Consider the following 26,271-nt stretch of genomic DNA (forward strand, 5'->3'; position numbering starts at 1 on the left):
ATGGCGCGACTTTTACAGTCGCGCCATTTTTTCAGATTGGTTCAGATCAGGCGGTGCCGCCCACCGTCAGGTTATCCACTTTCAGCGTTGGCTGACCGACGCCAACCGGCAGGCTCTGGCCCTCTTTACCGCAAACACCAACGCCGTTATCCAGTTTCAGATCGTTACCGACCATGGAGATTTGCTGCATGGCTTCAATACCGGAGCCAATCAGGGTCGCCCCTTTCACCGCTTTGGTCACTTTGCCTTTCTCAATCAGATACGCTTCTGAAGTGGAGAAGACGAACTTACCAGAGGTGATATCTACCTGACCGCCACCAAAGTTTGGCGCGAAGATGCCGTAATCAACGGACTCGATGATCTCCTGCGGTGTGGATTTACCCGGCAACATGTAGGTGTTCGTCATACGCGGCATCGGCAGATGCGCGTAGGATTCACGACGGCCGTTGCCCGTTGGCGCAACGCCCATCAGACGCGCGTTGAGTTTGTCCTGCATGTAGCCTTTCAGTACGCCATTTTCGATCAGCACGTTGTACTGCCCGGGCGTACCTTCATCGTCGATTGAAATCGAGCCACGGCGATCCTGCATCGTGCCGTCATCAACCACGGTACAGAGTTCAGAAGAGACGCGTTGTCCCATCTGGCCGCTGAATACGGAGGTGCCGCGACGGTTAAAATCGCCTTCCAGGCCATGGCCCACCGCTTCGTGCAGCAGCACGCCAGGCCAGCCTGCACCAAGTACCACCGGCAATGTACCGGCGGGTGCCGCCACGGCAGACAGGTTCACCAGCGCCATGCGCACGGCTTCTTTTGCCCACGCGTCAGCGCGTGCTTCACCGTCAACATCGCCCAGGAACCAGTCATAACCAAAACGACCGCCGCCACCGCTTGAACCGCGCTCACGTTTACCGTCGTCTTCAACCTGCACGCTGACAGAAAGACGTACCAGCGGACGCACATCCGCTGCCAGCGTGCCGTCTGTCGCCGCGACCAGGATCAGTTCATAGACACCGCTCAGGCTGGCAGAGACTTCCTGCACGCGTTTATCCGCAGCGCGTGCGACTTTATCCACGCGACGCAGGATATCCAGTTTCTCTTCACGGCTCATGCTCTGCAGGGGATCGATACTGGTATAGAGTGCAGAGTGCTGCACTTCACCCAGCGTCTTCACGCGACCGTCACCGGTTTCGCGCACGATAGTCCGCGCAGCCAGCGCGCTCTGCTCTAGTGCGGCCAGGCTAATCTGGTCGGCATAAGCAAAACCGGTTTTCTCGCCGCTGACGGCACGTACACCGACACCCTGGTCAATGTTATAAGAGCCATCTTTAATGATGCTGTCTTCTAAAACCCAGGATTCGTGATAGCTCGACTGGAAATAGAGATCGCCGTAGTCGAGACGGCGTTCGGTCAGTTGACCAAGAATGGAGAACAGGTCCTGATGGCTCAGGCCGTTCGCTGCGAGCAAATGTTCACTTACCAGGTTCAGACTCATCGTATTGCTACTCGTTCGTTGCCGCCCGTGGCGGTATATAAATCGTATTTATTGAGAGTGAGGCAATTACCTGCCCACGTCAAATCATTGCTGTGCATCTTTGCGCGGCTGGCGCAGCACTTCATTAATCTGCGGTTTATCCACCGGCCCGGTGATGCGATAGCGCAGAATAGAGACTTTGCTCCACAGCGGCCCCAGCACTTTACTGGCGGCAAACACCGCCGCACCGACAATCGGGTTCACCACAAAAGCCGCCGCCACGCCGACGGTGGCAGAAATTTCAGGTGCCACCACCGCTTCCATATCCAGTTCGCGGCGCACGAGGTTGACCGAGCCTTTCATCGCAATATCCGCTTCCAGGCCGTCCACCAGCGTATCGTCGGTATGCAGCACCCCGTCTTTGATCCATGCCGTACTGCGGATGGAGTCGTAATAGAAACCTTCGCTGAAGGTATCGCTAAAGTCGAAACGCAGCTTACGCAGCAGGGCATCAAAGCTCAACAGACGCAGTATCTGGCCCGCATGCCCGGTACTCACATCGGCAATCTCACCCTTGCCAAAGCGGGTTTTCAGAATGCCGTTCAGCGAGGCTTCATCCGGCGTCCACGGTGCCGCACGCCAGTGGAGATCGTAATTCACGTCAAATGATGACCCCCGCAGCGGCGTGCTGATGCCAAAGAAGTTAGCCACGGAATCCAGTTTATTGCCCTTGATGTCGCCCTTCAAAGAGGTTCGCTGCTCGCCCGGGTTATTAACCCACTCCCCGGCGGCCCTCAGACGGCCAAAGCCGGTGTCGATAAGTCCGCCCGCAAGGCTCAGCGTATTCCCCTTAATGGCGAAATCGCCGTCAATACGGCCATACTTTTGACCCCAAAGCCAGCACTCAGCACAGCGTAGCTGGAGATCGGGCCAGCCGCTGAAGTCGATACGGGTTGGGTTATTCAACGGCGCCGTATTTGACGGATGATCTTTTCCGCTCGCGGTGGCCGGGTTGTAGTAGAGATAGCGAATCGCCGCCTGCCACGGCGCATTGTCGCGCATGGTCAGCGTGCCATTGATCTCGCGGCCCTGGGCTTCGACTTTTGACCCGTTCGCCGTTGGCTGCGAAACAATGCTCAGGTTATTCCACTGCTGTCCACCCAGCATCAGCGACGGCGTACGAACAGTAATGCTCTGCGGGAACTGGGCAGCCTCATCAACGTTTTGGCCCACGCCCTTCTGGAACAGGGCCAGCCACTCGGCCCCGTCCATTGGCGGCAGATTAAGCTCAATGCCGGTGTGATCGGGCAGCGGCGGCGTGGTGCGGCTGTCCGTCGTCCAGATGGCTCTGTCGAGCGTGAGCTTACGGTTAAGCAGCCAGCGGCTGTTGAAATGGTTTTTCTCACCCGCACTGCCGGTCAGCGCGAAGCTGTTAAGATTGCCATCGACGTTAACCTTTATTGGCAGCGGTTGACCGGACGATTTATCCAGCGGTGCAGGCAACTGGCTCTGAATGTTTTTCAGATCGCCGGTGATATCAACTTTATAGCGCGCACCGGCGTGATAAGGCAGTTCAATTGCCACCTTGCCATTCCAGGAGACTGCACCGTTAACGGACTCCTCAATCGGCTTTGGCAGAACATCCATGCGCGATGGCTGCCAGTTGCCGTCCAGGTTGACGGCTACCTGATAAGCTTTCTCGCCCTCGGTGGTCGAGAAATCAATATTCACAGGCTGATTAAACCAGCTGGCCGTGAGCGGCTCGCTCTTCAGGTTACCGTTCTCAAAGCTAAACTGCCCGCTGAGGTTCTTCAGGGTGCTTTCAAGCGGCTTAATATACAGGCTGTTGTTATTGAGACGGACGTCGCCTTTGGCGGTGGTCATTTCACCGTCGAGCGGGATATCAAGATGTAAGCGAGCACTCACATCGCCATCCAGCTGCAGCTGCTGAAGGGTGGCTGCCAGTGACTCTTTCAGCGGCGTGTCTTCAAAATAGGGGCCGACTGCTTTCCCGGGGCCGTTAATGTCGGCATCAATCAAAAGCTTCTCTTTTGAGTAATCCGGAATGTTTGCCGTCAGGTTACTGGCCGTTACGCCGCCCAGCGCCACGTTGTCTGCCTTCATCCATAATCCGTCATTGATAAAATTAAGTTCAATGTCGAGATTTTTCAGCGCAGGCCAGCCCGGCTGGAAGGCGAAGGTGGCGTTGTGCAGCGGCACCAGCACCTGGAATTGACCTTCATTGTGCTTGTACGGGAAAAGATGCGGATTACCGCCGTAGACCAGGGTGGCATTATCCGCCTGACCGCCCTGGATCGCGCCGCTCAGATAGTCCACCAGCGCTTTGCCCATCAGGTTCTCGGGGAAGTAGCGCCAGGCCTGAGAACCGTCGTTAGTGCTGATCCCGGCCAGAATACCCAGCCACGGCTCTTCACCTTCAGGCTGCAGATAGCGGAAATCGCCACGCGCATGCACCGCTTTGGCTTTCACATCGATATGGCGCCCATCCAGCTGGAAACCTTTATCGTTACGCAGCCAGTTGAGCACCGCATTGCCTTGTTCAATTTCCAGCGGCGCACGGAAGACCGTTTCGTAAGGCATTTTGGCGTCATGCATATCGACCGTTAGCCTGCCGTTCTCAACGCTCCCTTCCAGCTTACCGCTGAAGTTTTCCGCCCCCGGTAACATCTTCCACTGCTTCCAGGCCAGACCTTTCCATGCGGCCTGAAAACGGGTCTTTTCCGTGGCCTGAAGCGGGATATCCAGCGCCAGCGAATCTATCTTTCCGCTTGGCTGCGTTGCCAGCCAGATCTCACCCAGGTCCGGAGAGAGCTTGGCGGCCATCGAGCGCAGACCTTCTATTGCGGCCAGATCAAGGTTGCTGGCGCGAATACGCAGCTCGTCACTGCGTTTGCTGGTCGCCCCACCGACATCCTGCTCCGGCATCCAGGCCAGCGTCAGAGCACCGCGCGGCCAGGGTTTGTTATCCATGGTGATGCGTGTGTCCGGAATGGCAAACTGCCACCCCTCTCTCTCTTTCGTCACGTGCGCGGTGAGGTTATCGACCGAAAGTTGATGCTGCTGTTTTTCGCCCTTCCAGCTTGCGCCCCCCTGCTTAAGCCAGATATCGCCGCTGGCAAATTCCCCTTTCGTCAGGGTCATCCAGCCTTCAAGGCTAAAACGGGCGGTTTCCAGCTGCATATTTTGCTGTAACCAGTCGCCGAGCCACGGCTTAACATCCACGTCGTCGGCCTGCAGCCATACCTTGCCGTTATTTAACAAACCGTCGTCGTCGCGCAGATCCATACGAACCTGCATCACGCCGTGCTGGCCGTTCAGGCTGGAGAGATTCACCTGTCCTTCCGCGCGATGGCGTTCTTTGCCGTTGAGCCAGGTCAGCTGTGGGATCGCCAGTTCAGCGCGCTGCCCGGAGAGGGTAATAAAGCTCACTTCGCTGTCGCGCAGATCGAAATGATCAAACTGACGCAGGAAGAGATCGCTGAAGCGGTTGGTTTCAAGGCTCTGATTGCTATCGCCGCCGGACAGCGGGGTATTGGTCAGAAACTGAAGCTGATAAAAGGTGAGATCGCGGAACTGCCAGCGAAAATGGAGCAGGCTTTGCCAGACATCCAGCGCCAGGGTGACGCGTTTGATTTTCAGATAGCCGCCATCTTTCAGGCTGGCATTGATATCCCGGACATCAAGCGTCGGGCCAAAATTCTGCCAGCTGGCGCTTATCTGGCTCACGTCCACCGGGACACCGGTGGTGGATTCGATTTTTGCCAGCAGCTGCGGACGCCAGCTGTCCAGATGTGGTAAAACGAGGCGCAGCCCGCTCACGAGCAACGCGACAATCACGACCAGCGTTGCCCCTGTAAGCAATAAAATCCCCGGCAATCGCCTCACTCATCTCTCCTTGTCAGCTTTGGTCACGCGGCGTACCGCGTCTTACATCATCACGACGTCAAACTGCTCCTGGTTATAGAGCGGTTCGATTTGAACTTTTACCTGTTTGCCGACAAAGATTTCCACTTCCGCCAGCGCGTGCGACTCTTCGCCTTTCAGCGCTTCAGCCACCGCAGGGGAAGCATAGACCAGAAAACGATCGGAGTCGTAGGCATGATGAACGCGAACGATTTCACGCATGATCTCGTAGCAGACGGTCTCAACCGTCTTTACTGTGCCACGTCCGTGGCAGGTTGGGCATTCATTGCACAGCACGTGCTCCACGCTTTCGCGGGTACGCTTACGCGTCATTTCCACCAGCCCCAGCTGTGAGAAGCCGTTGATGCTGGTTTTCACGCGATCTTTACTCAGCGCCTGCTCCAGCGAGTGCAGCACACGACGGCGATGGTCTTCATTACTCATATCGATAAAGTCGATGATGATAATGCCACCCAGATTGCGCAGGCGAAGCTGGCGGGCGATGGCCTGCGTGGCTTCGATGTTGGTATTAAAGATGGTGTCATCCAGGTTGCGATGGCCGACAAACGCGCCGGTGTTGATATCCACCGTCGTCATCGCTTCGGTCTGATCGATGATCAGATAGCCGCCGGACTTCAGTTCAACCTTGCGTTCCAGCGCTCGCTGGATCTCATTTTCTACGTCATAGAGATCGAAGATAGGCTGACGCCCCGTGTAATGCTCCAGCAGGCCAGGCATTTCGGGAATGTATTCGGCGGTAAATTCCAGCAGTGCTTCATAGGTCAGGCGGGAATCCACGCGAATTCTGTCGAGCTGTGCATCAGCAAAATCACGCAGGACGCGCTGAGCCAGCGCCAGTTCGCCGTAAAGCTGGTAGCGGGTCTGGTTGCGTTTTTTACGCTCCATGACTTTGGTCCAGACGCGCTTGAGATAAGCCGCATCAGACGCCAGATCGTCTTCACTGATCCCTTCTGCGGCGGTACGGATGATAAACCCGCCCTGTTCATCGCAGTAAGCGCTGACCACTTTTTTAAGACGCTCGCGCTCGCTTTCGCTCTCAATGCGCTGCGAAACGCCCACGTGCGACGCGCCAGGCATAAAGACCAGATAACGGGAAGGCAATGTAATGTCGGTAGTCAGACGGGCGCCTTTCGTGCCCAGCGGATCTTTGACGACCTGCACCATCAGATCCTGGCCCTGACGCACCAGTTCGGAGATATCGCGCACGGCAAACTGCTTTTGCTCTTCGCCCGCGACGCATTCGGTATGCGGCATAATGTCGGAGGCATGTAAAAATGCCGCCTTATCCAGTCCAATATCTACAAAAGCCGCCTGCATACCCGGTAGTACACGACTGACACGACCTTTGTAGATATTGCCTACTATTCCGCGCCGCGCTTCACGCTCAATATGAATTTCCTGAAGAATGCCACCATCAATATAGGCCACACGGGTTTCCGATGGCGTTACGTTTACCAACAATTCAGCCGTCATAATTATCCCTTCCCTCACGCAGTGAGTTAAAATTGCTCAGCAACTCATACGTTTCCACCAGCGGTAAGCCGACTACGGCGTGATAGCTGCCATTAATCTTCCTGACAAAACAGCCACCCAGCCCCTGAATACCGTATGCACCTGCCTTATCCATCGGTTCACCGCTGGTGATATAAGCGGCGATCTCGTCGTCGGTAAGCACTCTGAATGTCACGTCCGTCACCACCAGGCAATCCAGCACGTGCTGGCTGTCCGCCAGCGCGACGGCGGTCATTACCTGATGTGTTTGTCCGGACATTTTGCGCAGCATACGCGCCGCATGTTCAGCGTCGTGCGGTTTCTCGAGCACTTCACCGTTAAGAATAACGATGGTATCTGCCCCCAGCACCGGCAAGTCACGCGGCGTTTGCGCCACGCCTGCCTGCGCTTTCTCACGCGCCAGTCGAGAAACGTACTGCTGGGCACTTTCGCCTTCAGCGCGTTTCTCTTCGATGCCCGTAACAATGCGTTCAAAGGAGACACCCAGCTGAGTGAGCAACTCCTGACGACGCGGAGAACCAGAAGCAAGATATAGAGACGTCATAGAAACCTTTTATTGCACAGCAAACTGCTGGCGAACCTTACGCATCAGCAGGAACAGCCACGGCCAGAGCACACCGTTTACTACACTACTCCAGAACACTTCCGGTCGGAAAGAGACGTTGATCACTAAAAACTCTGCCCAGAAAACAACGATATCCGCAGCAAGCGACAACAACATCACCACCAGCGCCTGTTGCCAGAGCGCGAGGTTACGAAAGAGCTGGAATTTAAGTGCGACGAGGTACGCAATAATACTCATGGACAAGGCGCGCACGCCAAGCGTAGAGCCACTAATGAGATCCAGTATGGCACCCATCACAAAACCTGTGCCGACATTTACGCGGTGCGGCAGGGCAAGGATCCAGTAGAGCAAAATGAGCAATACCCAGTTTGGCCGGAAAACGAGAATGTCGTCCGGCCAGGGCATGATTTGCAGTAACAGCGCAATGAGAAATGAGAGCCAGATAACCCAGCGTCCCTGGCTACGGTAACTTGCCACTACTGCCCTCCCGAGGAGAGTTTAGGCGGTGGCGGTGCATCCGGCAGCGGCTGCGTTAGCCCCGTAGCAGGGGCCGGTACTGGCGCAGGGGGTCCCATGGCATCCGGTGCCGGCAGAACCTGCGGCATCATTTGCATCAGGCGTTCATTCGCGACGCGATGAACATCTTCAGGCGTCATGGGGTTAGCACCATTGCGGTCGGCGCCCCACAGCAGCAGCAGGTAGCGAAGACGCTGTAAACCCGCGGTTGGACGCGCCTGAATCACGGTATAGGCACGCTGCGTATCAAGCTTCACCGAAGAGACAACCGCAACCGGATACCCTTCAGGGAAACGTCCACCCAGACCCGACGTCACCAGAACGTCGCCCACACGAATGTCCGTGTTAGCCGGCAGATGTTCCAGCTGGAGATCGTCGGTACACCCGTTACCGGCCGCGATGACGCGAATGTCATTACGCAGTACCTGAATCGGCAGCGCATGCGTGGCATCGCAGATCAGCAGAACGCGGCTGGTCAGTTTGGCCACAGCAACAACCTGGCCTACAACGCCTTTATCACTGATAACAGGCTGACCTTCATACACACCGTTCACGCTTCCTTTGTCGATCACCACCTGATCGCTGTAAGGATCGTTGACGGTGGAGATCACCTGCGTCACCATCTTCTGCTCATCCTGACGCAGCGGCGAGCCAAGCAGCTCGCGCAGACGCGCGTTTTCCTGCTTATATTGTCCCAGCATCAGCAGCTCGCTGTTTTTCAACAGCAGTTCCTGACGTAATGCCCGGTTTTCGAGTTCGAGTTGGTCACGTGAAGACAACGTTTGAGAAACGGAGTCGAGCAACTCACGGGGACCATTTGAAATAAAGTAGAAAGGACTGACGGCGGTATCCATGTACGTTCTGATCTGACTGAACGTACCGAGGCGGCTATCGGCAATAATGACCCCAAGCGCAACCAGGACCGCCAGAATGAGGCGAAACTGTAGCGATGGGCCACGGCTAAAAATTGGCTTCATAGGCTATGCGTATTCTCGTGTCAGAGAGAAAGGGTAGCGATACGCTACCCTTTCACAATGACTACTCTTCGCTGAACAAGTCGCCGCCGTGCATGTCGATCATTTCCAGCGCCTTGCCACCACCACGGGCGACGCAAGTCAGTGGATCTTCTGCAACTACGACAGGAATACCTGTCTCTTCCATTAACAGGCGGTCGAGGTTACGCAGCAGCGCACCACCACCGGTCAGAACCATACCGCGCTCGGAGATATCAGACGCCAGTTCTGGTGGGCACTGTTCCAGGGCAACCATCACTGCGCTCACGATACCGGTCAGAGGTTCCTGCAGCGCTTCCAGAATTTCGTTGGAGTTCAGGGTAAAGCCGCGTGGAACACCTTCAGCCAGGTTACGGCCGCGAACTTCGATTTCACGCACTTCATCGCCCGGGTAAGCGGAACCGATTTCATGCTTGATACGCTCAGCGGTCGCTTCGCCGATCAGGGAACCGTAGTTACGACGCACATAATTAATGATGGCTTCGTCGAAACGATCGCCACCGATACGCACGGAAGAGGAGTACACCACGCCGTTCAGGGAGATAACGGCCACTTCAGTGGTACCACCACCGATATCCACCACCATAGAACCGGTCGCTTCAGAAACAGGCAGACCCGCACCGATTGCCGCCGCCATTGGCTCTTCAATCAGGAACACTTCACGCGCGCCTGCACCCTGGGCTGATTCACGGATTGCGCGACGTTCAACCTGGGTGGCGCCAACCGGCACACACACCAGAACACGCGGGCTTGGGCGCATGAAGCTGTTGCTGTGAACCTGCTTGATGAAGTGCTGAAGCATTTTTTCAGTCACGAAGAAGTCAGCGATAACGCCGTCTTTCATTGGGCGGATTGCGGCGATGTTGCCAGGGGTACGTCCCAGCATCTGCTTCGCGTCATGACCCACAGCGGCTACGCTTTTCGGCGAGCCGGCACGATCCTGACGAATGGCCACAACGGAAGGCTCATTCAATACGATGCCTTGTCCTTTAACGTAAATAAGGGTATTCGCGGTACCCAGGTCAATGGACAGGTCATTGGAAAACATGCCACGAAATTTTTTCAACATACTAAGGGATAATCCTGAAAGCTGGGGCGGAAAACAAAATCCGCTTACTTTACCAACCACACGCAGCAGCGACAAGGCGCAAAAATCATCTGCAGCGGTGAAAATTTGTGCAGTACGTATCCTGATGTTACAAATCTTTCCCTGATTCCCTCAGGGCTGAGTACACAGTAGCGTCCCTCACTGACATTTGTAACCCGCTAAAGGTCGTTCACTGGCTTTTTGCTCGTCATACTCAAAGCTACAGGCGCGATATTCTACGTGAAAACGGATTAAACGGCAGGTCAAACAGAGTATCTTTGCAAATATTTTTTCACATTGGTGTCAAGCGGCTGAGAGGAGGCAAAAAAATCCCCCTGACCGCCCGTCACACCGCGCTCTGTCAACATCTGCCATTCGCTTCTGGAGCGCACGCCCGTGGCAAAGACTTGTGTTCGCGTTCCCTTGCACGCTTCCACCAGACTCTGTACCAGCAGCTGGTTTTCCGTGCGCTTTTCAATGTTCCTTACCAGCCCTGGATGCAGCTTTAATAACTCCACATCCAGTTCCTTAATCCAGTTAGTACTGACCAGCGTTAAACCCGCCTGCGTGACCGCGACACGGGCACCTAGCGCATTAATCAACCGTACTACCGGACGTAACCGGCTGATGTGTTGACCCACATCCGCCTCAGCAAGTTCAAAAATAATGTGTTTGCGTTGCGATTTTTCGCATTGCATTAATGTATCACGCAACCAGCGCTGAAAACGCGGGCGAATTAACGACTCCACGGTAACCTGTAGCGCCAGGTTTTCTTCGGGCCAAAAGGATAAAAACGGCATGAGTCGGGTGATCTGCTGGCGGTCATACTCTTCAGAAAGCCCAAACTGCAGCACCATCGGCAAATATTCCGCGGAGATGACCTCTTCCGTACCGTCAAAAATACGGCACATCAGCTCACGATGATGAACGTTCCCGTTTTTCATCACCGCCGGTTTTTGATAAATGCGCGGCCCGCCGCGGCTGAGCATTTGCTCTATTAACGTTCTCCAGCGCACATTGCCGCGCCCTTTTTCTGGTAACGAATCGTCGTATACTGCCCAGCCGTTAGCGCCCTGCAACACGGCGTTGCGGGTTGCCGCTTCAGCATGTTCCATCACCTGTTCCGTCGACTGGCCGCCGCGCCAGGCACAGATGCCCATATGAACCATATCGTCCCTGTCGAGCATTTTGCTCTGCGGCAGCGCATCCACCGCTTTCAGCAGCTGGCTGGCGATGCTTTCTGACTCTTTCAGCGTACGGTGAGGCAGCAGCACGGCAAAGTCGCTGCGGTGATAACGGGCCAGCAGCGCACCCGGATAACGCATAATAAAGGTGGAGAGCAGGTTGATCAGCGTAAAGAGATTCTCTTCCGCCACGCGCTGTCCCCAGGTGTCGCGCAGCAGATCGAAATCGGGCAGGCGAATCATCATGACAACACCGTGCGTCCCGACTTTTTCCGGATCGTCCAGCAACGTGGCCAGTTGATTATCAAAGAAAAGACGGTTGTTCAGCCCGGTTTTATTATCCTGCGCAGCGTAAGAGCGGATCAGCGTGTCCATACGGCTGCGCTGGTCGCTGGCGAACTGAATTTCTGAGAGCAGCGTATCCAGCGCACTGCTGGCACGTGCAGGCCATTCATGGATCGAGCCACGCACCTGCGGGCCGCGTTCACCGTTCAGTATACGCACGGAGCGCATCTCCAGCAGTTCCTGACCAGAGAGCTGACGGCGCAGCCAGCGAACCGCGAGGAAAATCAGCAGGACAATAAACGCGACGGCGACGGTGAGCGGCGCGGTGGTCATCATCGAGCGGAAGTAGCTGGCCATTGGATCGAGGTAGACCATGTTTATGGTCATGCCGGGGTTTTTAAGGGAATGCACCGTCACTTCCCGGTACTGGCTTACCACGCCCGCAGGCCGATAGCTGTCCTGCCGGGCATGGCTTAAAACATTATGCTTTCCCTGCAGAATGTCGATTTGGACAATATCGACAGGCACCATCAACTCATCCAGCTCGCGGGACAGCGCCGGCAGCGGGGTGGTGAGGAGACGATTATCAATCACCGACGCGACAGACTGCACCCGATTAACCAGCTTGTCCTGAATGGCGTTATAAAAGCTCAGAGAACAGCCAAGGAGCGTGACAAAAATGGTCAGCCCCGTCAGTAAGGTGATAAAAGCCGAGAACTTCGTCGTTAATCGCATCCTTGAGATAACTCCGTGGGTTGAGGGGGTAGCGAGTAAGCGCTAACTTGCATTTCAAATGCGGCATACTATCAAACCTGGCGTATCTGGCAATTTATTGCGTTAAATCGGCATTGCTTTTCCCTGAGGGAGTATAGTCTTCAGGAGCTATTTTCCAATCAACTGAGTCGTGAGGACCCTGTATGCAGGCTTTGATCTTAGAACAGCAGGACGGCAAAACGCTTGCCTCGGTGCAGGCCGTTGAAGAGAGCCGCCTGCCGGCAGGCGAAGTGACCGTCGACATCGACTGGTCCAGTTTAAATTATAAAGATGCGCTGGCTATTACCGGGAAGGGTAAAATCATCCGAAATTTCCCTATGGTGCCAGGTATCGATTTTGCGGGCCGGGTTCATGCGAGCGAAGATCCGCGCTTCCATGCCGGCCAGCAGGTGCTGCTCACGGGCTGGGGCGTGGGTGAAAATCACTGGGGTGGGCTGGCGACACAGGCGCGCGTGAAAGGCGACTGGCTGGTGCCTATGCCACAAGGCCTGGATGGTCGTAAAGCGATGATCATCGGTACAGCAGGCTTTACCGCCATGCTGTGCGTGATGGCGCTGGAAGATGCCGGTATTCGCCCTGAATCGGGTGAGATCGTCGTGACCGGTGCCAGCGGTGGTGTGGGCAGCACGGCGGTGACATTGCTGCACAAATTGGGTTACCAGGTTGCGGCAGTTTCCGGGCGCGAGAGCACCCACGCGTACCTGCGTCAGCTCGGCGCTAATCGCATCCTGAGCCGCGACGAGTTTGCCGAAACCCGTCCACTGGAAAAACAGCTCTGGGCAGGTGCGGTAGATACCGTCGGTGACAAAGTGCTGGCAAAAGTGCTGGCGCAGATGAACTACGGCGGCTGCGTGGCAGCCTGTGGTCTGGCGGGCGGTTTTGCCCTGCCCACCACCGTGATGCCCTTTATTCTGCGTAACGTTCGCCTGCAGGGTGTTGATTCCGTAATGACCCCGGCGGCGCGCCGCATTGCGGCCTGGGAACGTCTGCAGCGCGATTTGCCGGACACGTTCTTTACTCAGAGCGCAACCGAAATCACGCTTAGCCAGGCGCCTGAATATGCCAGCAAGATCATGGACAACCAGTTCCACGGCCGCGCGCTGGTGAAAATTGCCTAATCTTCAAATTTTCGTGACATATTCGCGCTAATCCCTCTCCTCCGTCATGCTTAGAAAAACGCATGACGGAGGATGCCATGAAAACCCGAAAACTGACGGAAGCCGACGTAACGTCGGAATCTGTCTTTATGTTACAGCGCCGCCAGATCCTGAAAATGCTTGGCATCAGCGCCACCGCACTGACGCTTTCCCCTGCGGCTCATGCCGACCTGCTCGACTGGTTTAAAGGTAACGATCGCCCCAAAGCCCCTTCCGGCGCCCCGCTCACCTTTACGAAGCCCGCTCAGTGGCAAAACACACTGACGCTCACGCCGGAAGACAAAGTGACCGGCTATAACAATTTCTACGAATTTGGTCTCGATAAGGCCGATCCTGCGGCCAACGCGGGGAGTATGAAAACCGATCCGTGGACGCTGAAAATCGACGGTGAAGTGGCAAAACCGCTGACGCTGGACCATCACGATCTCACCACCCGTTTCCCACTGGAAGAGCGTATCTACCGCATGCGCTGCGTGGAAGCCTGGTCGATGGTTGTGCCCTGGGTAGGCTTCCCGCTGCATAAACTGCTGGCGATGGTTGAACCCACCAGCAACGCAAAATATGTCTCTTTCCAGACGCGCTACGCCCCGGACGAGATGCCGGGCCAGAAAGATCGGTTTATCGGCGGTGGGCTTGCGTATCCGTATGTCGAAGGGTTACGGCTCGACGAAGCGATGCATCCTCTTACGCTACTGACCGTCGGTGTTTACGGCAAAGCACTCCCGCCGCAGAACGGCGCGCCTGTTCGCTTAACGGTGCCGTGGAAGTACGGTTTTAAAGGGATTAAATCTATCGTCAGCATTAAGCTCACCCGCGAACGTCCACCCACGACCTGGAACCTGGCGGCGCCCGACGAATATGGCTTTTTTGCCAATGTGAACCCGCACGTCGATCATCCCCGCTGGTCACAGGCCACCGAGCGATTTATCGGTTCCGGCGGCGCGCTGGATGTGAAGCGTCAGCCGACACTGCTGTTTAACGGCTACGCTGATGAAGTGGCGTCGCTTTACCGTGGCCTTAATTTACGGGAGAACTTCTGAGTGCGTTTAACGGCAAAACAGATAACCTGGCTGAAAGTGCTGTTGCACTTAGCCGGGTTGCTTCCTTTTATCTGGTTATTCTGGGCCGCCAGCCAGGGGCTTTTTAGCGCTGATCCGGCAAAGGATATCCAGCACTTTACCGGTCGGATGGCTCTGAAATTTTTACTGGCGACCTTGCTGGTGTCACCGTTAGCGCGCTACGCTAAACAGCCATTATTGATACGCACCCGCCGGCTTTTGGGACTATGGTGTTTTGCCTGGGCGACGCTCCATTTGACCAGCTACGCCTTGCTGGAACTGGGCATTAACAACCTGGCACTGCTGGGCCGCGAACTGGTCACCCGTCCGTACCTGACGTTAGGTATCGTGAGCTGGCTGGTGTTACTGGCATTAGCACTGACATCAACGCAATATGCACAACGTACATTGGGCAGGCGCTGGCAACTGCTGCACAACTTCGTCTATCTTGTCGCGATCCTCGCACCCATCCATTATCTGTGGTCGGTGAAGATCCTCTCCCCGCAGCCCATGCTCTACGCGCTGCTGGCTGTGGCGCTTTTAGCATGGCGTTACAAGAAGTTCCGTCAGTGGTTGCGATAATTCGCGAAACTGTGCGTTTTCCCGCAGAATCCCTGTCAACCGCGAATCTTTTTCGGATAGCGGTTGATAATCTTCCCTGATAAGACCAGTATTTAGCTGCCAAATGCTACGAAATCGTTATAATGTGCGACTTTGGTTTACCCGACAGCGGTTTTAGGCCTCTGAAAAGGTGACAATCGTGCTTCGAAGGTATATTTTGTTTTTTACCGGAGAATCGCAGGAGATAGCGGCACAATGGCTGATAAGTTCCATATCTTAGTTTTAAACGGACCGAACCTGAACATGCTCGGCACCCGCGAGCCAGAGAAGTACGGCTCGCTAACATTGAGTGAAATTGTTAACCGTCTGAGCACGGAAGCAACGTCGCTGAATGTGGATTTGGATCATTTTCAGTCGAACGCGGAGTACGCAATCATCGACCGTATTCATCAGGCTAAAGACATTGTGGACTATATCCTGATCAATCCGGCCGCGTTTACGCACACCAGTGTTGCTATTCGCGACGCACTGCTCGCAGTGAGTATCCCGTTTATCGAGATCCACCTGAGCAACGTGCACGCCCGAGAGCCGTTCCGCCACCATTCCTATCTATCAGATATCGCCGCTGGCGTTATTTGCGGACTGGGCGCTGACGGCTATTCATACGCTTTACAGACAGCGGTAAAACGCTTGTCACAATCACACTAAACAAGAGTACGGAACCCACTCATGGATATTCGTAAGATTAAAAAACTGATCGAGCTGGTTGAAGAATCAGGCATCTCCGAACTGGAAATTTCTGAAGGCGAAGAGTCTGTACGCATCAGCCGTGCAGCCCCAGCCGCTAGCTTCCCGGTAATGCAGCAGGCTTATGCTGCGCCAGTGCAGCAGCCTGCGCTTTCCGCAGCCGTTGCACCAGCAGCTGAAGCCGCACCTGCCGCTGCAGCAGAAATCAGTGGTCACATCGTACGTTCCCCAATGGTTGGTACTTTCTACCGCACCCCGAGCCCGGACGCGAAAGCGTTCATCGAAGTGGGTCAGAAAGTCAACGCAGGCGATACCCTGTGCATCGTTGAAGCGATGAAAATGATGAACCAGATCGAAGCAGACAAATCAGGCACTGTGAAAGCGATTCTGGTCGAAAGTGGTCAGCCGGTTGAATTTGACGAGCCGCTGGTCGTCATCGAGTAACGAGGCGAACATGCTGGATAAAATTGTTATCGCCAACCGCGGCGAGATTGCACTGCGTATTCTTCGTGCCTGTAAAGAACTGGGCATCAAGACCGTCGCTGTGCACTCAAGCGCGGATCGCGATTTAAAACACGTATTGCTGGCGGATGAGACGGTCTGTATTGGCCCGGCTCCGTCCGTAAAAAGCTATCTGAACATCCCGGCTATCATCAGCGCCGCTGAAATCACCGGCGCGGTGGCAATTCATCCGGGTTATGGCTTCCTCTCTGAGAACGCCAACTTTGCTGAGCAGGTTGAGCGATCTGGCTTTATTTTCATCGGCCCGAAAGCTGACACTATCCGCCTGATGGGCGATAAAGTGTCCGCAATCACCGCGATGAAAAAAGCCGGTGTTCCAACCGTACCGGGCTCTGACGGTCCTCTGACCGACGACATGGATGCTAACCGTGCTCATGCGAAACGCATTGGCTATCCGGTTATCATCAAGGCGTCCGGCGGCGGCGGCGGTCGCGGTATGCGCGTTGTGCGTAGCGATGCTGAACTGGCCCAGTCCATCTCCATGACCAAAGCGGAAGCGAAAGCAGCTTTCAGCAATGACATGGTGTACATGGAAAAATACCTGGAAAACCCACGCCACATCGAAATTCAGGTGCTGGCTGACGGTCAGGGTAACGCTATCTATCTGGCAGAACGTGACTGCTCCATGCAGCGTCGTCACCAGAAAGTGGTTGAAGAAGCGCCAGCACCGGGCATTACGCCGGAACTGCGTCGCTACATCGGCGAGCGTTGTGCTAAAGCCTGTGTCGATATCGGCTATCGCGGTGCGGGTACTTTCGAGTTCCTGTTCGAAAACGGCGAGTTCTACTTCATTGAGATGAACACCCGTATTCAGGTAGAACACCCGGTTACCGAAATGATTACCGGCGTTGACCTGATCAAAGAACAGCTGCGTATCGCTGCGGGTCAGCCTCTGTCCATCAAACAGGAAGAAGTTGTGGTCAAAGGCCATGCGGTGGAATGCCGTATCAACGCCGAAGACCCGAATACCTTCCTGCCAAGCCCGGGTAAAATCACGCGTTTCCACGCGCCGGGTGGCTTTGGTGTGCGTTGGGAGTCTCATATCTACGCGGGTTACACCGTACCGCCGTACTATGACTCCATGATCGGTAAGCTTATCTGCTACGGCGAAAACCGTGACGTGGCAATTGCCCGCATGAAGAACGCCCTGCAGGAGCTGATCATCGACGGTATCAAAACCAACGTTGAACTGCAGATGCGTATCATGAGCGACGAGCACTTCCAGAATGGTGGGACTAACATCCACTATCTGGAGAAAAAACTCGGTCTGCAAGAGAAGTAAGCGCGCAGTCACGCCAAAAAGGCCGGATAATCCGGCCTTTTTTTATTTCTGGGGATCGGAAAGCCCCATCATGTACAATCCCCGCTTTATTCATCCACAAGGGACAAAAAATGGACAAGCGTTTTGTTCAGGCCCATAAAGAAGCGCGATGGGCGCTGTGGCTGACCCTTCTCTATCTTGCTGCATGGTTAGTGACCGCTTACTTACCTGGCTCGGCTATCGGCATTACCGGCCTGCCTCACTGGTTCGAAATGGCCTGCCTGCTGGTGCCGCTGGTCTTTATCCTGCTGTGCTGGGCAATGGTGAAATTTATCTACCGGGATATCCCGCTGGAGGATGATGATGCAGCTTGAAGTCATTCTGCCGCTGGTCGCGTACCTGGTGGTCGTGTTTGGTTTGTCCGTTTATGCAATGCGTAAGAGGACAACCGGCACTTTCCTGAATGAGTATTTCCTCGGCAGTCGCTCGATGGGCGGTGTCGTGCTGGCCATGACGCTTACCGCCACCTATATTAGCGCCAGCTCGTTTATCGGTGGCCCCGGTGCAGCCTATAAATACGGGTTAGGTTGGGTGCTGCTGGCAATGATTCAGTTGCCTGCCGTCTGGCTCTCGCTGGGTATACTGGGTAAAAAGTTTGCCATTCTGGCACGCCGTTATAACGCCGTGACGCTCAACGATATGCTGTTTGCGCGCTACCAGAGCCGTCTGCTGGTGTGGCTGGCAAGCTTGAGCCTGCTGGTCGCGTTTATTGGTGCAATGACGGTGCAGTTCATCGGCGGGGCACGTCTGCTGGAAACCGCTGCAGGGATCCCCTATGAGACGGGCCTTATCATCTTTGGGGTGAGCATTGCGCTGTATACCGCGTTTGGCGGTTTTCGCGCCAGCGTGCTGAACGATACGCTGCAGGGGATGGTGATGCTCGTCGGCACAATCGTTCTGCTGGTGGGAATTGTTCACGCCGCAGGTGGTCTGAGCCATGCCGTTGAAACTCTGGAAGCGATTGACCCGAAACTGATTTCCCCGCAGGGTGCGGATGATATCCTTTCGCCAACATTTATGACGTCGTTCTGGGTGCTGGTGTGCTTTGGTGTTATTGGCCTGCCGCATACCGCCGTGCGTTGTATCTCTTATAAAGACAGCAAAGCCGTTCACCGGGGTATTATTATCGGGACGGTCGTTGTTGCAATCCTGATGTTCGGCATGCATCTGGCGGGTGCGTTAGGACGTGCGGTGATCCCCGACCTTACGGTTCCCGATTTGGTGATCCCGACCCTGATGGTCAAAGTGCTTCCGCCTTTTGCCGCGGGGATATTCCTCGCCGCGCCAATGGCCGCCATAATGTCGACCATTAACGCCCAGCTACTGCAGAGTTCCGCTACGATCATTAAAGATCTCTATCTGAACCTGCGTCCTGAGCAGGTTCAAAATGAACGACGCCTTAAGCGTATGTCGGCGGTGATTACGCTCGTTTTAGGCGCGCTGCTGCTGTTAGCCGCATGGCGTCCGCCGGAGATGATCATCTGGCTGAACCTGCTGGCGTTTGGCGGCCTTGAAGCCGTCTTCCTGTGGCCGCTGGTATTGGGCCTCTACTGGGAGCGCGCCAACGCTGCCGGCGCCCTGAGCGGCATGATTGTCGGCGGTGTGCTGTATGCCGTGCTAGCTACATTTAAAATTCAGTACCTGGGCTTCCATCCTATTGTGCCTTCGTTACTGTTAAGTTTACTGGCGTTTGTGGTCGGGAACCGTTTCGGTCAGCCTGTCCCACAGCCCGCTACGATTTCTACTGATAAATAAAGAGTTTTGCCATGCCGTGGATCCAACTAAAACTGAATACAACCGGCGCTAACGCCGAAGAGCTAAGCGATGCGCTGATGGAAGCCGGTTCGGTCTCCATCACCTTCCAGGACACGCATGACACGCCGGTGTTTGAGCCACTGCCGGGCGAAACCCGCCTGTGGGGTGATACCGACGTTATTGGCCTGTTTGATGCAGAAACTGACATGAAAGAGGTTGTCGCGATCCTGGAAAATCATCCGCTGCTGGGTGCGGGTTTTGCACACAAAATCGAACAGCTGGAAGACAAAGACTGGGAACGTGAGTGGATGGATAACTTCCACCCGATGCAGTTCGGTAAACGTCTGTGGATCTGCCCGAGCTGGCGTGACGTTCCGGATGAAAACGCGGTAAACGTGATGCTGGATCCGGGCCTGGCATTTGGGACCGGTACTCACCCGACGACTTCTCTGTGCCTGCAGTGGCTGGACAGTCTGGATCTGGACGGCAAGACGGTGATCGACTTCGGATGCGGATCCGGGATCCTCGCTATCGCGGCGCTGAAACTGGGCGCGGCCAAAGCCATTGGGATCGATATCGATCCACAGGCTATTCAGGCCAGCCGTGATAACGCTGAACGCAACGGCGTTTCTGACCGTCTTGAACTGTATCTGCCGGATGCGCAGCCAGAAGCCATGAAAGCCGATGTGGTGGTGGCGAACATTCTGGCCGGCCCATTACGTGAACTGGCCCCGTTAATCAGTGTGCTGCCCGTTGACGGCGGTCTGCTGGGGCTTTCCGGGATCCTGGCAAGCCAGGCTGACAGCGTTTGCGAAGCCTACGCCGATCTTTTCGCCCTCGACCCGGTGGTCGAAAAAGAAGAGTGGTGTCGTATTACTGGCCGTAAAAAGTAAGCCATTGGCGTGGTCATCTGACCACGCCTCTCTTCCTCCGATAATCCTCTCCTCCCGTGCCCTTCTCCGGTAAAATACCCACACAAATCATATTGATAAAAATGGTTTGAACCACAATAATTCACCGGAAGAATACTATGACCCACTTTACTGGCAAGGCAGCGCTCTTTGCGCTGAGCATTATCTCGGCTTCAGCCTGCGCATCACACTGGAGCTACGAAGGCGAAGGCGCACCGGAACACTGGGGCGAACTGGACGAGGCCTACAAAACCTGTCAAAGCGGGATGAACCAGTCCCCCATCAACATTGAATCCACCGCGAACGCGCACCTCTCCCCGCTGCAAACGCATTACATTGATGGCCCTGTGACGCTGACGAACAACGGCCACACCATTCAGGCAAGCGAAAAGCCGGAAACCCGCGATACCCTTACCCTCGATAAGCAAACCTGGACCCTGCAACAGTTCCATTTCCACGCGCCGAGCGAAAACACCGTACATGGCAAGAAATTTGCGATGGAAATGCATCTGGTGCACAAAAACGCGGCCGGAGAGCTGGCGGTGGTGGCGGTCATGTTCGATAAAGGGGCCACGAACCCGGAGCTGGATAAGCTGTGGAGCGTCATGCCTGAGCAGGCCGAACAGAACGTCTCGATTAAGCAGGATCTCAATCTGAACAAGCTGATTCCAAAAGATAAAACGTACTGGCGCTTTAGCGGCTCGCTGACCACACCGCCGTGCTCAGAGGGGGTAACCTGGATTGTACTGAAGCACCCGCTGACCGTCTCTGCAGAGCAGCTTGAGAAATTCTCCCACACGATGCACCACGAAAATAACCGCCCGGTACAACCCCTTCATGGTCGCGTAGTCGTCGAATAATGCGCATTTTTCGCATGCAGATCATGTTCTAAAATGCGACTCAGATCGCAAACAAGCGGGATAATCTGCTGCTAAAAACAGCAGATTATCCCGCTCAAGTGATGCATTTATTCAGAAATGATGAGAAGTTACGGGAAATTGTAAGCGGCTATAAAATAATCATTCCATCATAACTTTATGATTTAACAGGTTTATAATTTTCACCTGAAGGACAGAGCGGCGATTCCTTGATCTACAACAGTGGATTGTTCAAAGTTTGGCCTTTCATCTCGTGCAAAAAATGCGTAATATACGCCGCCTTGCAGTCACAGTATGGTCATTTCTTAACTCATGCGCATCGGACACTACCAGCTCAGAAATCGCCTGATCGCAGCCCCAATGGCAGGTATTACCGACCGGCCGTTCAGGACGCTGTGCTATGAGATGGGGGCAGGTTTAACCGTTTCCGAGATGATGTCGTCTAACCCACAAGTGTGGGAAAGCGATAAGTCCCGCCTTCGGATGGTGCACGTTGATGAACCAGGTATTCGCACCGTGCAAATTGCCGGAAGCGTGCCTGAAGAGATGGCAGATGCCGCGCGGATTAACGTGGAAAGTGGCGCCCAGATTATTGATATCAATATGGGTTGCCCGGCCAAGAAAGTGAATCGCAAGCTTGCAGGTTCAGCCCTTCTGCAATACCCCGACCAGGTGAAGTCTATCCTGACCGCGGTTGTCAGCGCAGTGGACGTTCCTGTTACGTTGAAGATTCGCACGGGTTGGTCGCCGGAACACCGTAACTGTGTAGAGATTGCCCAACTGGCCGAAGACTGTGGCATTCAGGCCCTGACCATCCATGGACGCACTCGCGCCTGTTTGTTCAATGGTGAAGCTGAATACGACAGCATTCGGGCAGTTAAGCAGAAAGTTTCCATTCCGGTTATCGCGAATGGTGACATTACTGACCCGCTTAAAGCCAGAGCTGTGCTCGACTATACGGGAGCTGATGCTCTGATGATAGGACGTGCCGCTCAGGGAAGACCCTGGATCTTTCGGGAAATCCAGCATTATCTGGACACTGGGGAGTTGCTTGCCCCACTGCCACTGGCAGAGGTAAAGCGCTTGCTTTGTTCGCATGTTCGGGAATTGCATGACTTTTATGGTCAGGCAAAAGGGTACCGAATTGCGCGTAAACACGTATCCTGGTATCTCCAGGAGCACGCTCCAAATGACCAGTTTCGGCGCACATTCAACGCCATAGAGGATGCCAGCGTACAGCTGGAGGCGTTGGAGGCATACTTCGAAAATCTTGCGTAATGAAATAAAGAGCTGACAGAACTATGTTCGAACAACGCGTAAATTCTGACGTACTGACCGTTTCTACCGTTAACTCTCAGGATCAGGTAACTCAAAAGCCCCTGCGTGACTCGGTTAAACAGGCACTGAAGAACTATTTTGCTCAACTGAACGGTCAGGATGTTAATGACCTGTATGAGCTGGTACTGGCTGAAGTTGAACAGCCACTGTTGGACATGGTGATGCAATACACCCGCGGTAACCAAACCCGCGCTGCCCTGATGATGGGTATCAACCGTGGTACACTGCGTAAGAAACTGAAAAAATACGGCATGAACTAATTTCGGTTAGCGAAATGCTTGATTAAAAAGGCGCTACCTGGCATGGGGATGCGCCTTTTTTATTGCCCGCGCCTGTCACCGTCAAGGCTGTGTAAACCTTCGTTTATCCCCCTTTTAAACCGCGACTTTTCGTGTATATTTCCACCACCTCACTGAACCTCTTCACCCGGAACGATACGTATGATTCGTAAATACTGGTGGCTAGTTGTATTTGCTGTCTCGGTTTTCCTCTTCGACGCGCTCCTGATGCAGTGGATTGAACTGATGAGCACTGAAGCCGATAAGTGTCGCAATATGAATTCCGTAAATCCGCTAAAATTAGTGAACTGCTCAGAACTCGACTAACCGCCTGACGTCGCTAAACTGACTATTATGACCCACTAAAAACGGGGATTTAAATCCCTTTGAGCCGTTACCTTACGATGATAATGTCTCGCCCTTCTCAACCGCACCTGCGTAACCTCACACTCGAGTAGAACCGATCATGCTGGTTAGCCAATACAACCATATCCTCGTCGTCCTCTCCTTTGTTGTTGCTATCCTTGCTGCCTATACCGCGCTGAATATGGCTGCTCGTGTTGCCGGGAGTCAGGGCGTGGCTGCGCGCGTCTGGCTGGCCGGCGGCGGTATTGCCATGGGGATTGGCGTGTGGGCCATGCATTTTATCGGCATGCTGGCGATGGACCTCTCCATGAGCATGCGCTACAACGCGACCCTGACGGTGCTATCCATGGTTATCGCCGTGGGCTCGTCACTGTTTGCGCTGTGGCTCGTAAGCTGTGAGCAGTTACGTTTGCGCCGTCTGCTGCCCGGTGCGTTAGTGATGGGCTGCGGCATTGTGGCGATGCATTACACTGGCATGGCGGCGCTGGAAGTCTCTCCCGGTATTATTTGGGACAAAACATGGGTGGCCATTTCGGTTGTCATTGCGCTTGCGGCTTCGCTCGCCGCATTATGGCTGACGTTCCGCTTGCGGCATGAAGCGTCTCAGGTGTCTCTGATGCGTCTTGCCGCCGCCGTTACGATGGGGATCGCCATTGCCGGTATGCACTATGCCGGGATGAAAGCCGCTCAGTTCCCAATGTCGACCATGACACACCATGAAGGTATTAACGGCAGCTGGCTGGCAGTACTGGTCAGCGTCGTCGCACTCTCCATACTGGGGATCACGCTGCTGGTCTCGATGCTGGATGCCCGCCTTCAGGCACGAACCTCCCTTCTGGCCTCATCCCTTGCAGAAGCGAACCGCGAACTCGCTCAACTGGCTTTGCAGGATACGCTGACGCGTCTGCCAAACCGTGTTTTGCTGGAGGACCGACTCGATCAGGCCATCAGCAAAGCTGATCGTGAAGGCACCCATTTTGCACTGATGTTCATGGATCTCGACGGGTTTAAAACCATCAACGATGCATACGGCCATGATGTCGGCGACAGACTGCTTGTCGCCGTGACGCAGCGCCTGCTCACGCCCCTGAAGGGTCAGTTCACCCTTGCCCGTATCGGTGGTGATGAGTTTGTTCTGCTGGCTGAAGGAGAAGGTCCGGATGATGCGGCCTCGCTGGCCAACTCGCTGGTTCGCGCTATCGATAGCCCATTCAATCTGGATCCCTATGAACTGGTGGTAACCCTTAGCATTGGTATCGCGCTCTATCCCCACGACGGTAAAACCGAGCGCGAGCTGATGTTTAACGCCGATGCGGCGATGTACCACACGAAGCACATGGGCCGAAACGGTTATCACTTTTTCCAGCCCTCCATGAACACCCTGGCGCAGACCCATCTCCAGTTGATGAACGATCTGTGGCTGGCTATCGATCGTAATGAACTGCGCCTGCTTTATCAGCCAAAATTCCACGCACCGGCGGGTCCTGTCCTTGGGTTCGAGGCGCTATTGCGCTGGCAACACCCGAAACAGGGATTACTGACGCCAGACCTGTTCCTGCCGCTGGCGGAAAAAACGGGGCTGATCATCCCGATTGGTAACTGGGTGCTTAATGAGGCCTGCCGTCAGTTGCGGGAGTGGCACCTTCAGGGTCATCAAAACTGGTCGATGGCGGTGAACCTGTCGACACTGCAGTTTGAACAACCTTCACTGGTTAAAACGGTGCTCGACTGCCTGACGCGTCACAACGTACCGCCGGAGATGCTGATCCTTGAAGTGACGGAAACCACGGCGATGAGCAACCCGGATGAGAGTGTGCGCGTACTGACAGAGCTGACGGACGCGGGCGTGAAAGCCTCCATTGATGATTTTGGTACCGGCTACTCCAGCCTGCTTTATCTCAAGCGCCTGCCGGCCTGTGAATTGAAAATCGACAGAGCGTTCGTGAAAGAGTTAAGCGGTGAAAGCGAAGACGCCACCATTGTCTCAGCGATTGTGGCCCTGGCAAAAACGCTAAATCTGAAAGTCGTGGCGGAAGGGGTGGAAACCGAAGCACAGCAAACCTTTTTGACGGCGCTGGGCTGCAACACGCTTCAGGGCTATCTGTTGGGCAAACCGGTCAGTGCACAGACCATCGAAACGCTCTGCGCGCAAGGGGAAATGTTACCTGGCGTTGAACTAAAATCATCCTCATGAGGCGACACCCGCACGACAGGGAGTGTCGCCAGAATGCTATCGACCAGCGCAGGAGCCTGCTGATAAAGATTAAAGCTGCTGTTATTCATTAACCAGTTTTTAATGATTCCGCTGAAAAAACCGTGGAAAACAATCAGGGTCAGATCAACATTTACCTGTGACGAAATGAGGTTCCGCGAAATACAGTCCTGCAACGTGGCACGTAAAGACTCATAATTAAAACCAATACGTTTTCTGATTTCACACTCTGAAATCATATCGCTATTAAATTCACACTTATGATACAAAATTTGCAAAAGAGCGCATTGCCGAGGCTCATGTGCAATATATTGCAACGCAGCAATAAATTGCTCACGAAGCATTAACAACGGATCGCTGCCCGCAGAAAGAGAAAGTCTGTCACGAATGATGTCACGAAACGGTAATTGCTGTTCCCAGATGGCATTAAATATTTCTGATTTACTGGTAAAATGCCAATAGATGGCACCCCGTGTAACATTTGCTGCATCCGCGATATCCGTCAGCGTCGTATTCGCCACGCCCCGCGTCGCAAACTGCCCGATAGCCGCTTCAATCAGCTGCTGACGGGTTTGTTGAGCCTCTTCTTTCTTTTTACGCGCCATAGACAACTACTCGTTACTCACAAGGTTTATATTTACACGGTTCAGGTACACGAAAGTATTCACTACTTTGCGTTTTAATTTTGCACAAAAAAAGTCAAATCGCTTAATTAATAATTTAGACAAATGCATAGATATAATTAAATTCATGAGATGAATAATTCAATCACGTTAAATGCCATTTATCTGATTAACCAGCCAGAAGTATATCCC

General features: G+C 54.4%; 23 protein-coding genes. 14 read left to right on the forward strand and 9 right to left on the reverse strand.

Annotated elements, in window-relative coordinates; all coding sequences use genetic code 11:
* Positions 1 to 46 precede the first annotated feature (46 nt).
* From tldD to csrD, 8 genes are all read right to left on the reverse strand, one after another.
* On the reverse strand, positions 47 to 1,492 hold the full coding sequence (gene tldD, locus ACMGG3_RS15885) for a metalloprotease TldD (protein WP_014171856.1): 1,446 nt from the start codon (positions 1,490 to 1,492) through the stop codon (positions 47 to 49).
* A gap of 84 nt (positions 1,493 to 1,576) precedes the next feature.
* The gene (gene yhdP / locus ACMGG3_RS15890) at positions 1,577 to 5,377 is read right to left on the reverse strand and encodes an AsmA2 domain-containing protein YhdP (RefSeq protein ID WP_214580636.1); all 3,801 of its coding nucleotides are present in this window, start codon (positions 5,375 to 5,377) and stop codon (positions 1,577 to 1,579) included.
* A gap of 42 nt (positions 5,378 to 5,419) precedes the next feature.
* Complete coding sequence (rng, locus tag ACMGG3_RS15895) at positions 5,420 to 6,889, reverse strand: ribonuclease G (RefSeq protein WP_014885432.1); 1,470 nt, start codon at positions 6,887 to 6,889, stop codon at positions 5,420 to 5,422.
* On the reverse strand, positions 6,879 to 7,472 hold the full coding sequence (locus ACMGG3_RS15900; protein WP_014171859.1) for a Maf family protein: 594 nt from the start codon (positions 7,470 to 7,472) through the stop codon (positions 6,879 to 6,881). The genes rng and ACMGG3_RS15900 overlap by 11 nt, the downstream gene beginning before the upstream one ends.
* Positions 7,473 to 7,481: 9 nt before the next feature.
* On the reverse strand, positions 7,482 to 7,970 hold the full coding sequence (gene mreD / locus ACMGG3_RS15905) for a rod shape-determining protein MreD (protein ID WP_014071997.1): 489 nt from the start codon (positions 7,968 to 7,970) through the stop codon (positions 7,482 to 7,484).
* Positions 7,970 to 8,986: a rod shape-determining protein MreC gene (gene mreC / locus ACMGG3_RS15910; protein ID WP_014171860.1), complete on the reverse strand. Its 1,017-nt coding sequence runs from the start codon at positions 8,984 to 8,986 to the stop codon at positions 7,970 to 7,972. The genes mreD and mreC overlap by 1 nt, the downstream gene beginning before the upstream one ends.
* 61 nt (positions 8,987 to 9,047) lie before the next feature.
* Complete coding sequence (mreB, locus tag ACMGG3_RS15915; RefSeq protein WP_000913396.1) at positions 9,048 to 10,091, reverse strand: rod shape-determining protein MreB; 1,044 nt, start codon at positions 10,089 to 10,091, stop codon at positions 9,048 to 9,050.
* Positions 10,092 to 10,372: 281 nt separating this feature from the next.
* Positions 10,373 to 12,313, reverse strand: a complete 1,941-nt coding sequence (csrD, locus tag ACMGG3_RS15920) for an RNase E specificity factor CsrD (protein ID WP_014171861.1) — start codon at positions 12,311 to 12,313, stop codon at positions 10,373 to 10,375.
* 182 nt (positions 12,314 to 12,495) lie between these two features.
* On the opposite strand from csrD, the gene ACMGG3_RS15925 reads away from it, so the two are divergent.
* The 14 genes from ACMGG3_RS15925 (at position 12,496) to ACMGG3_RS15990 (ending at position 25,438) form a co-directional block, all read left to right on the forward strand.
* A complete protein-coding gene (locus tag ACMGG3_RS15925; protein WP_020883505.1) occupies positions 12,496 to 13,470 on the forward strand; it encodes an MDR family oxidoreductase in 975 nt (324 codons plus the stop codon).
* Positions 13,471 to 13,547: 77 nt separating this feature from the next.
* On the forward strand, positions 13,548 to 14,549 hold the full coding sequence (gene msrP, locus ACMGG3_RS15930; protein WP_020883504.1) for a protein-methionine-sulfoxide reductase catalytic subunit MsrP: 1,002 nt from the start codon (positions 13,548 to 13,550) through the stop codon (positions 14,547 to 14,549).
* On the forward strand, positions 14,550 to 15,149 hold the full coding sequence (msrQ, locus tag ACMGG3_RS15935; RefSeq protein WP_047956177.1) for a protein-methionine-sulfoxide reductase heme-binding subunit MsrQ: 600 nt from the start codon (positions 14,550 to 14,552) through the stop codon (positions 15,147 to 15,149). It abuts the gene before it with no gap.
* A 234-nt stretch (positions 15,150 to 15,383) separates the two neighbouring features.
* On the forward strand, positions 15,384 to 15,836 hold the full coding sequence (aroQ, locus tag ACMGG3_RS15940; RefSeq protein WP_047956178.1) for a type II 3-dehydroquinate dehydratase: 453 nt from the start codon (positions 15,384 to 15,386) through the stop codon (positions 15,834 to 15,836).
* Positions 15,837 to 15,857: 21 nt separating this feature from the next.
* Positions 15,858 to 16,319 carry an acetyl-CoA carboxylase biotin carboxyl carrier protein gene (gene accB / locus ACMGG3_RS15945; RefSeq protein ID WP_014171866.1) on the forward strand — a complete coding sequence of 154 codons (462 nt, stop codon included), beginning with the start codon at positions 15,858 to 15,860 and terminating at the stop codon, positions 16,317 to 16,319.
* A gap of 10 nt (positions 16,320 to 16,329) precedes the next feature.
* Positions 16,330 to 17,679, forward strand: coding sequence for an acetyl-CoA carboxylase biotin carboxylase subunit (gene accC, locus ACMGG3_RS15950; protein ID WP_020883502.1), 1,350 nt, complete (start codon positions 16,330 to 16,332; stop codon positions 17,677 to 17,679).
* 110 nt (positions 17,680 to 17,789) lie between these two features.
* Positions 17,790 to 18,032 (forward strand): YhdT family protein, encoded by a 243-nt coding sequence (locus tag ACMGG3_RS15955; protein WP_078774112.1) that lies wholly within the window; start codon positions 17,790 to 17,792, stop codon positions 18,030 to 18,032.
* Positions 18,022 to 19,473 (forward strand): sodium/pantothenate symporter, encoded by a 1,452-nt coding sequence (panF, locus tag ACMGG3_RS15960; RefSeq protein ID WP_020883501.1) that lies wholly within the window; start codon positions 18,022 to 18,024, stop codon positions 19,471 to 19,473. Before ACMGG3_RS15955 ends, panF begins: the two co-directional genes overlap by 11 nt.
* A gap of 11 nt (positions 19,474 to 19,484) precedes the next feature.
* The gene (prmA, locus tag ACMGG3_RS15965) at positions 19,485 to 20,366 is read left to right on the forward strand and encodes a 50S ribosomal protein L11 methyltransferase (protein ID WP_014171869.1); all 882 of its coding nucleotides are present in this window, start codon (positions 19,485 to 19,487) and stop codon (positions 20,364 to 20,366) included.
* Positions 20,367 to 20,503: 137 nt separating this feature from the next.
* Positions 20,504 to 21,244, forward strand: coding sequence for a carbonic anhydrase (locus ACMGG3_RS15970; protein ID WP_063156911.1), 741 nt, complete (start codon positions 20,504 to 20,506; stop codon positions 21,242 to 21,244).
* Between the two features lie 330 nt (positions 21,245 to 21,574).
* Positions 21,575 to 22,540, forward strand: coding sequence for a tRNA dihydrouridine synthase DusB (dusB, locus tag ACMGG3_RS15975; RefSeq protein WP_014171871.1), 966 nt, complete (start codon positions 21,575 to 21,577; stop codon positions 22,538 to 22,540).
* A 23-nt stretch (positions 22,541 to 22,563) separates the two neighbouring features.
* The gene (fis, locus tag ACMGG3_RS15980) at positions 22,564 to 22,860 is read left to right on the forward strand and encodes a DNA-binding transcriptional regulator Fis (RefSeq protein ID WP_000462905.1); all 297 of its coding nucleotides are present in this window, start codon (positions 22,564 to 22,566) and stop codon (positions 22,858 to 22,860) included.
* Between the two features lie 180 nt (positions 22,861 to 23,040).
* The gene (locus ACMGG3_RS15985) at positions 23,041 to 23,205 is read left to right on the forward strand and encodes a DUF2556 family protein (RefSeq protein ID WP_020883498.1); all 165 of its coding nucleotides are present in this window, start codon (positions 23,041 to 23,043) and stop codon (positions 23,203 to 23,205) included.
* Between the two features lie 139 nt (positions 23,206 to 23,344).
* Complete coding sequence (locus ACMGG3_RS15990) at positions 23,345 to 25,438, forward strand: putative bifunctional diguanylate cyclase/phosphodiesterase (RefSeq protein WP_414149311.1); 2,094 nt, start codon at positions 23,345 to 23,347, stop codon at positions 25,436 to 25,438.
* Here the strand turns inward: ACMGG3_RS15990 and envR are convergent.
* A complete protein-coding gene (gene envR, locus ACMGG3_RS15995) occupies positions 25,342 to 26,061 on the reverse strand; it encodes an acrEF/envCD operon transcriptional regulator (protein WP_025202898.1) in 720 nt (239 codons plus the stop codon). The two genes, ACMGG3_RS15990 and envR, sit on opposite strands and share 97 nt — an antisense overlap.
* Between the last annotated feature and the right edge of the window lie 210 nt (positions 26,062 to 26,271).

It is taken from the genome of Enterobacter sp. BNK-18 (genome assembly GCF_047456135.1).
GTDB lineage: Bacteria > Pseudomonadota > Gammaproteobacteria > Enterobacterales > Enterobacteriaceae > Enterobacter > Enterobacter ludwigii.

Coding starts and splice junctions, on each gene's coding strand:
- tldD (WP_014171856.1), bottom strand. CDS start 1,492: ATGAGTCTGAACCTGGTAAGTGAACATTTGCTCGCAGCGAACGGCCTG.
- rng (WP_014885432.1), bottom strand. CDS start 6,889: ATGACGGCTGAATTGTTGGTAAACGTAACGCCATCGGAAACCCGTGTG.
- ACMGG3_RS15900 (WP_014171859.1), bottom strand. CDS start 7,472: ATGACGTCTCTATATCTTGCTTCTGGTTCTCCGCGTCGTCAGGAGTTG.
- mreC (WP_014171860.1), bottom strand. CDS start 8,986: ATGAAGCCAATTTTTAGCCGTGGCCCATCGCTACAGTTTCGCCTCATT.
- mreB (WP_000913396.1), bottom strand. CDS start 10,091: ATGTTGAAAAAATTTCGTGGCATGTTTTCCAATGACCTGTCCATTGAC.
- csrD (WP_014171861.1), bottom strand. CDS start 12,313: ATGCGATTAACGACGAAGTTCTCGGCTTTTATCACCTTACTGACGGGG.
- ACMGG3_RS15925 (WP_020883505.1), top strand. CDS start 12,496: ATGCAGGCTTTGATCTTAGAACAGCAGGACGGCAAAACGCTTGCCTCG.
- msrP (WP_020883504.1), top strand. CDS start 13,548: ATGAAAACCCGAAAACTGACGGAAGCCGACGTAACGTCGGAATCTGTC.
- aroQ (WP_047956178.1), top strand. CDS start 15,384: ATGGCTGATAAGTTCCATATCTTAGTTTTAAACGGACCGAACCTGAAC.
- accB (WP_014171866.1), top strand. CDS start 15,858: ATGGATATTCGTAAGATTAAAAAACTGATCGAGCTGGTTGAAGAATCA.
- accC (WP_020883502.1), top strand. CDS start 16,330: ATGCTGGATAAAATTGTTATCGCCAACCGCGGCGAGATTGCACTGCGT.
- ACMGG3_RS15955 (WP_078774112.1), top strand. CDS start 17,790: ATGGACAAGCGTTTTGTTCAGGCCCATAAAGAAGCGCGATGGGCGCTG.
- panF (WP_020883501.1), top strand. CDS start 18,022: ATGCAGCTTGAAGTCATTCTGCCGCTGGTCGCGTACCTGGTGGTCGTG.
- prmA (WP_014171869.1), top strand. CDS start 19,485: ATGCCGTGGATCCAACTAAAACTGAATACAACCGGCGCTAACGCCGAA.
- ACMGG3_RS15970 (WP_063156911.1), top strand. CDS start 20,504: ATGACCCACTTTACTGGCAAGGCAGCGCTCTTTGCGCTGAGCATTATC.
- dusB (WP_014171871.1), top strand. CDS start 21,575: ATGCGCATCGGACACTACCAGCTCAGAAATCGCCTGATCGCAGCCCCA.
- fis (WP_000462905.1), top strand. CDS start 22,564: ATGTTCGAACAACGCGTAAATTCTGACGTACTGACCGTTTCTACCGTT.
- ACMGG3_RS15985 (WP_020883498.1), top strand. CDS start 23,041: ATGATTCGTAAATACTGGTGGCTAGTTGTATTTGCTGTCTCGGTTTTC.
- ACMGG3_RS15990 (WP_414149311.1), top strand. CDS start 23,345: ATGCTGGTTAGCCAATACAACCATATCCTCGTCGTCCTCTCCTTTGTT.
- envR (WP_025202898.1), bottom strand. CDS start 26,061: ATGGCGCGTAAAAAGAAAGAAGAGGCTCAACAAACCCGTCAGCAGCTG.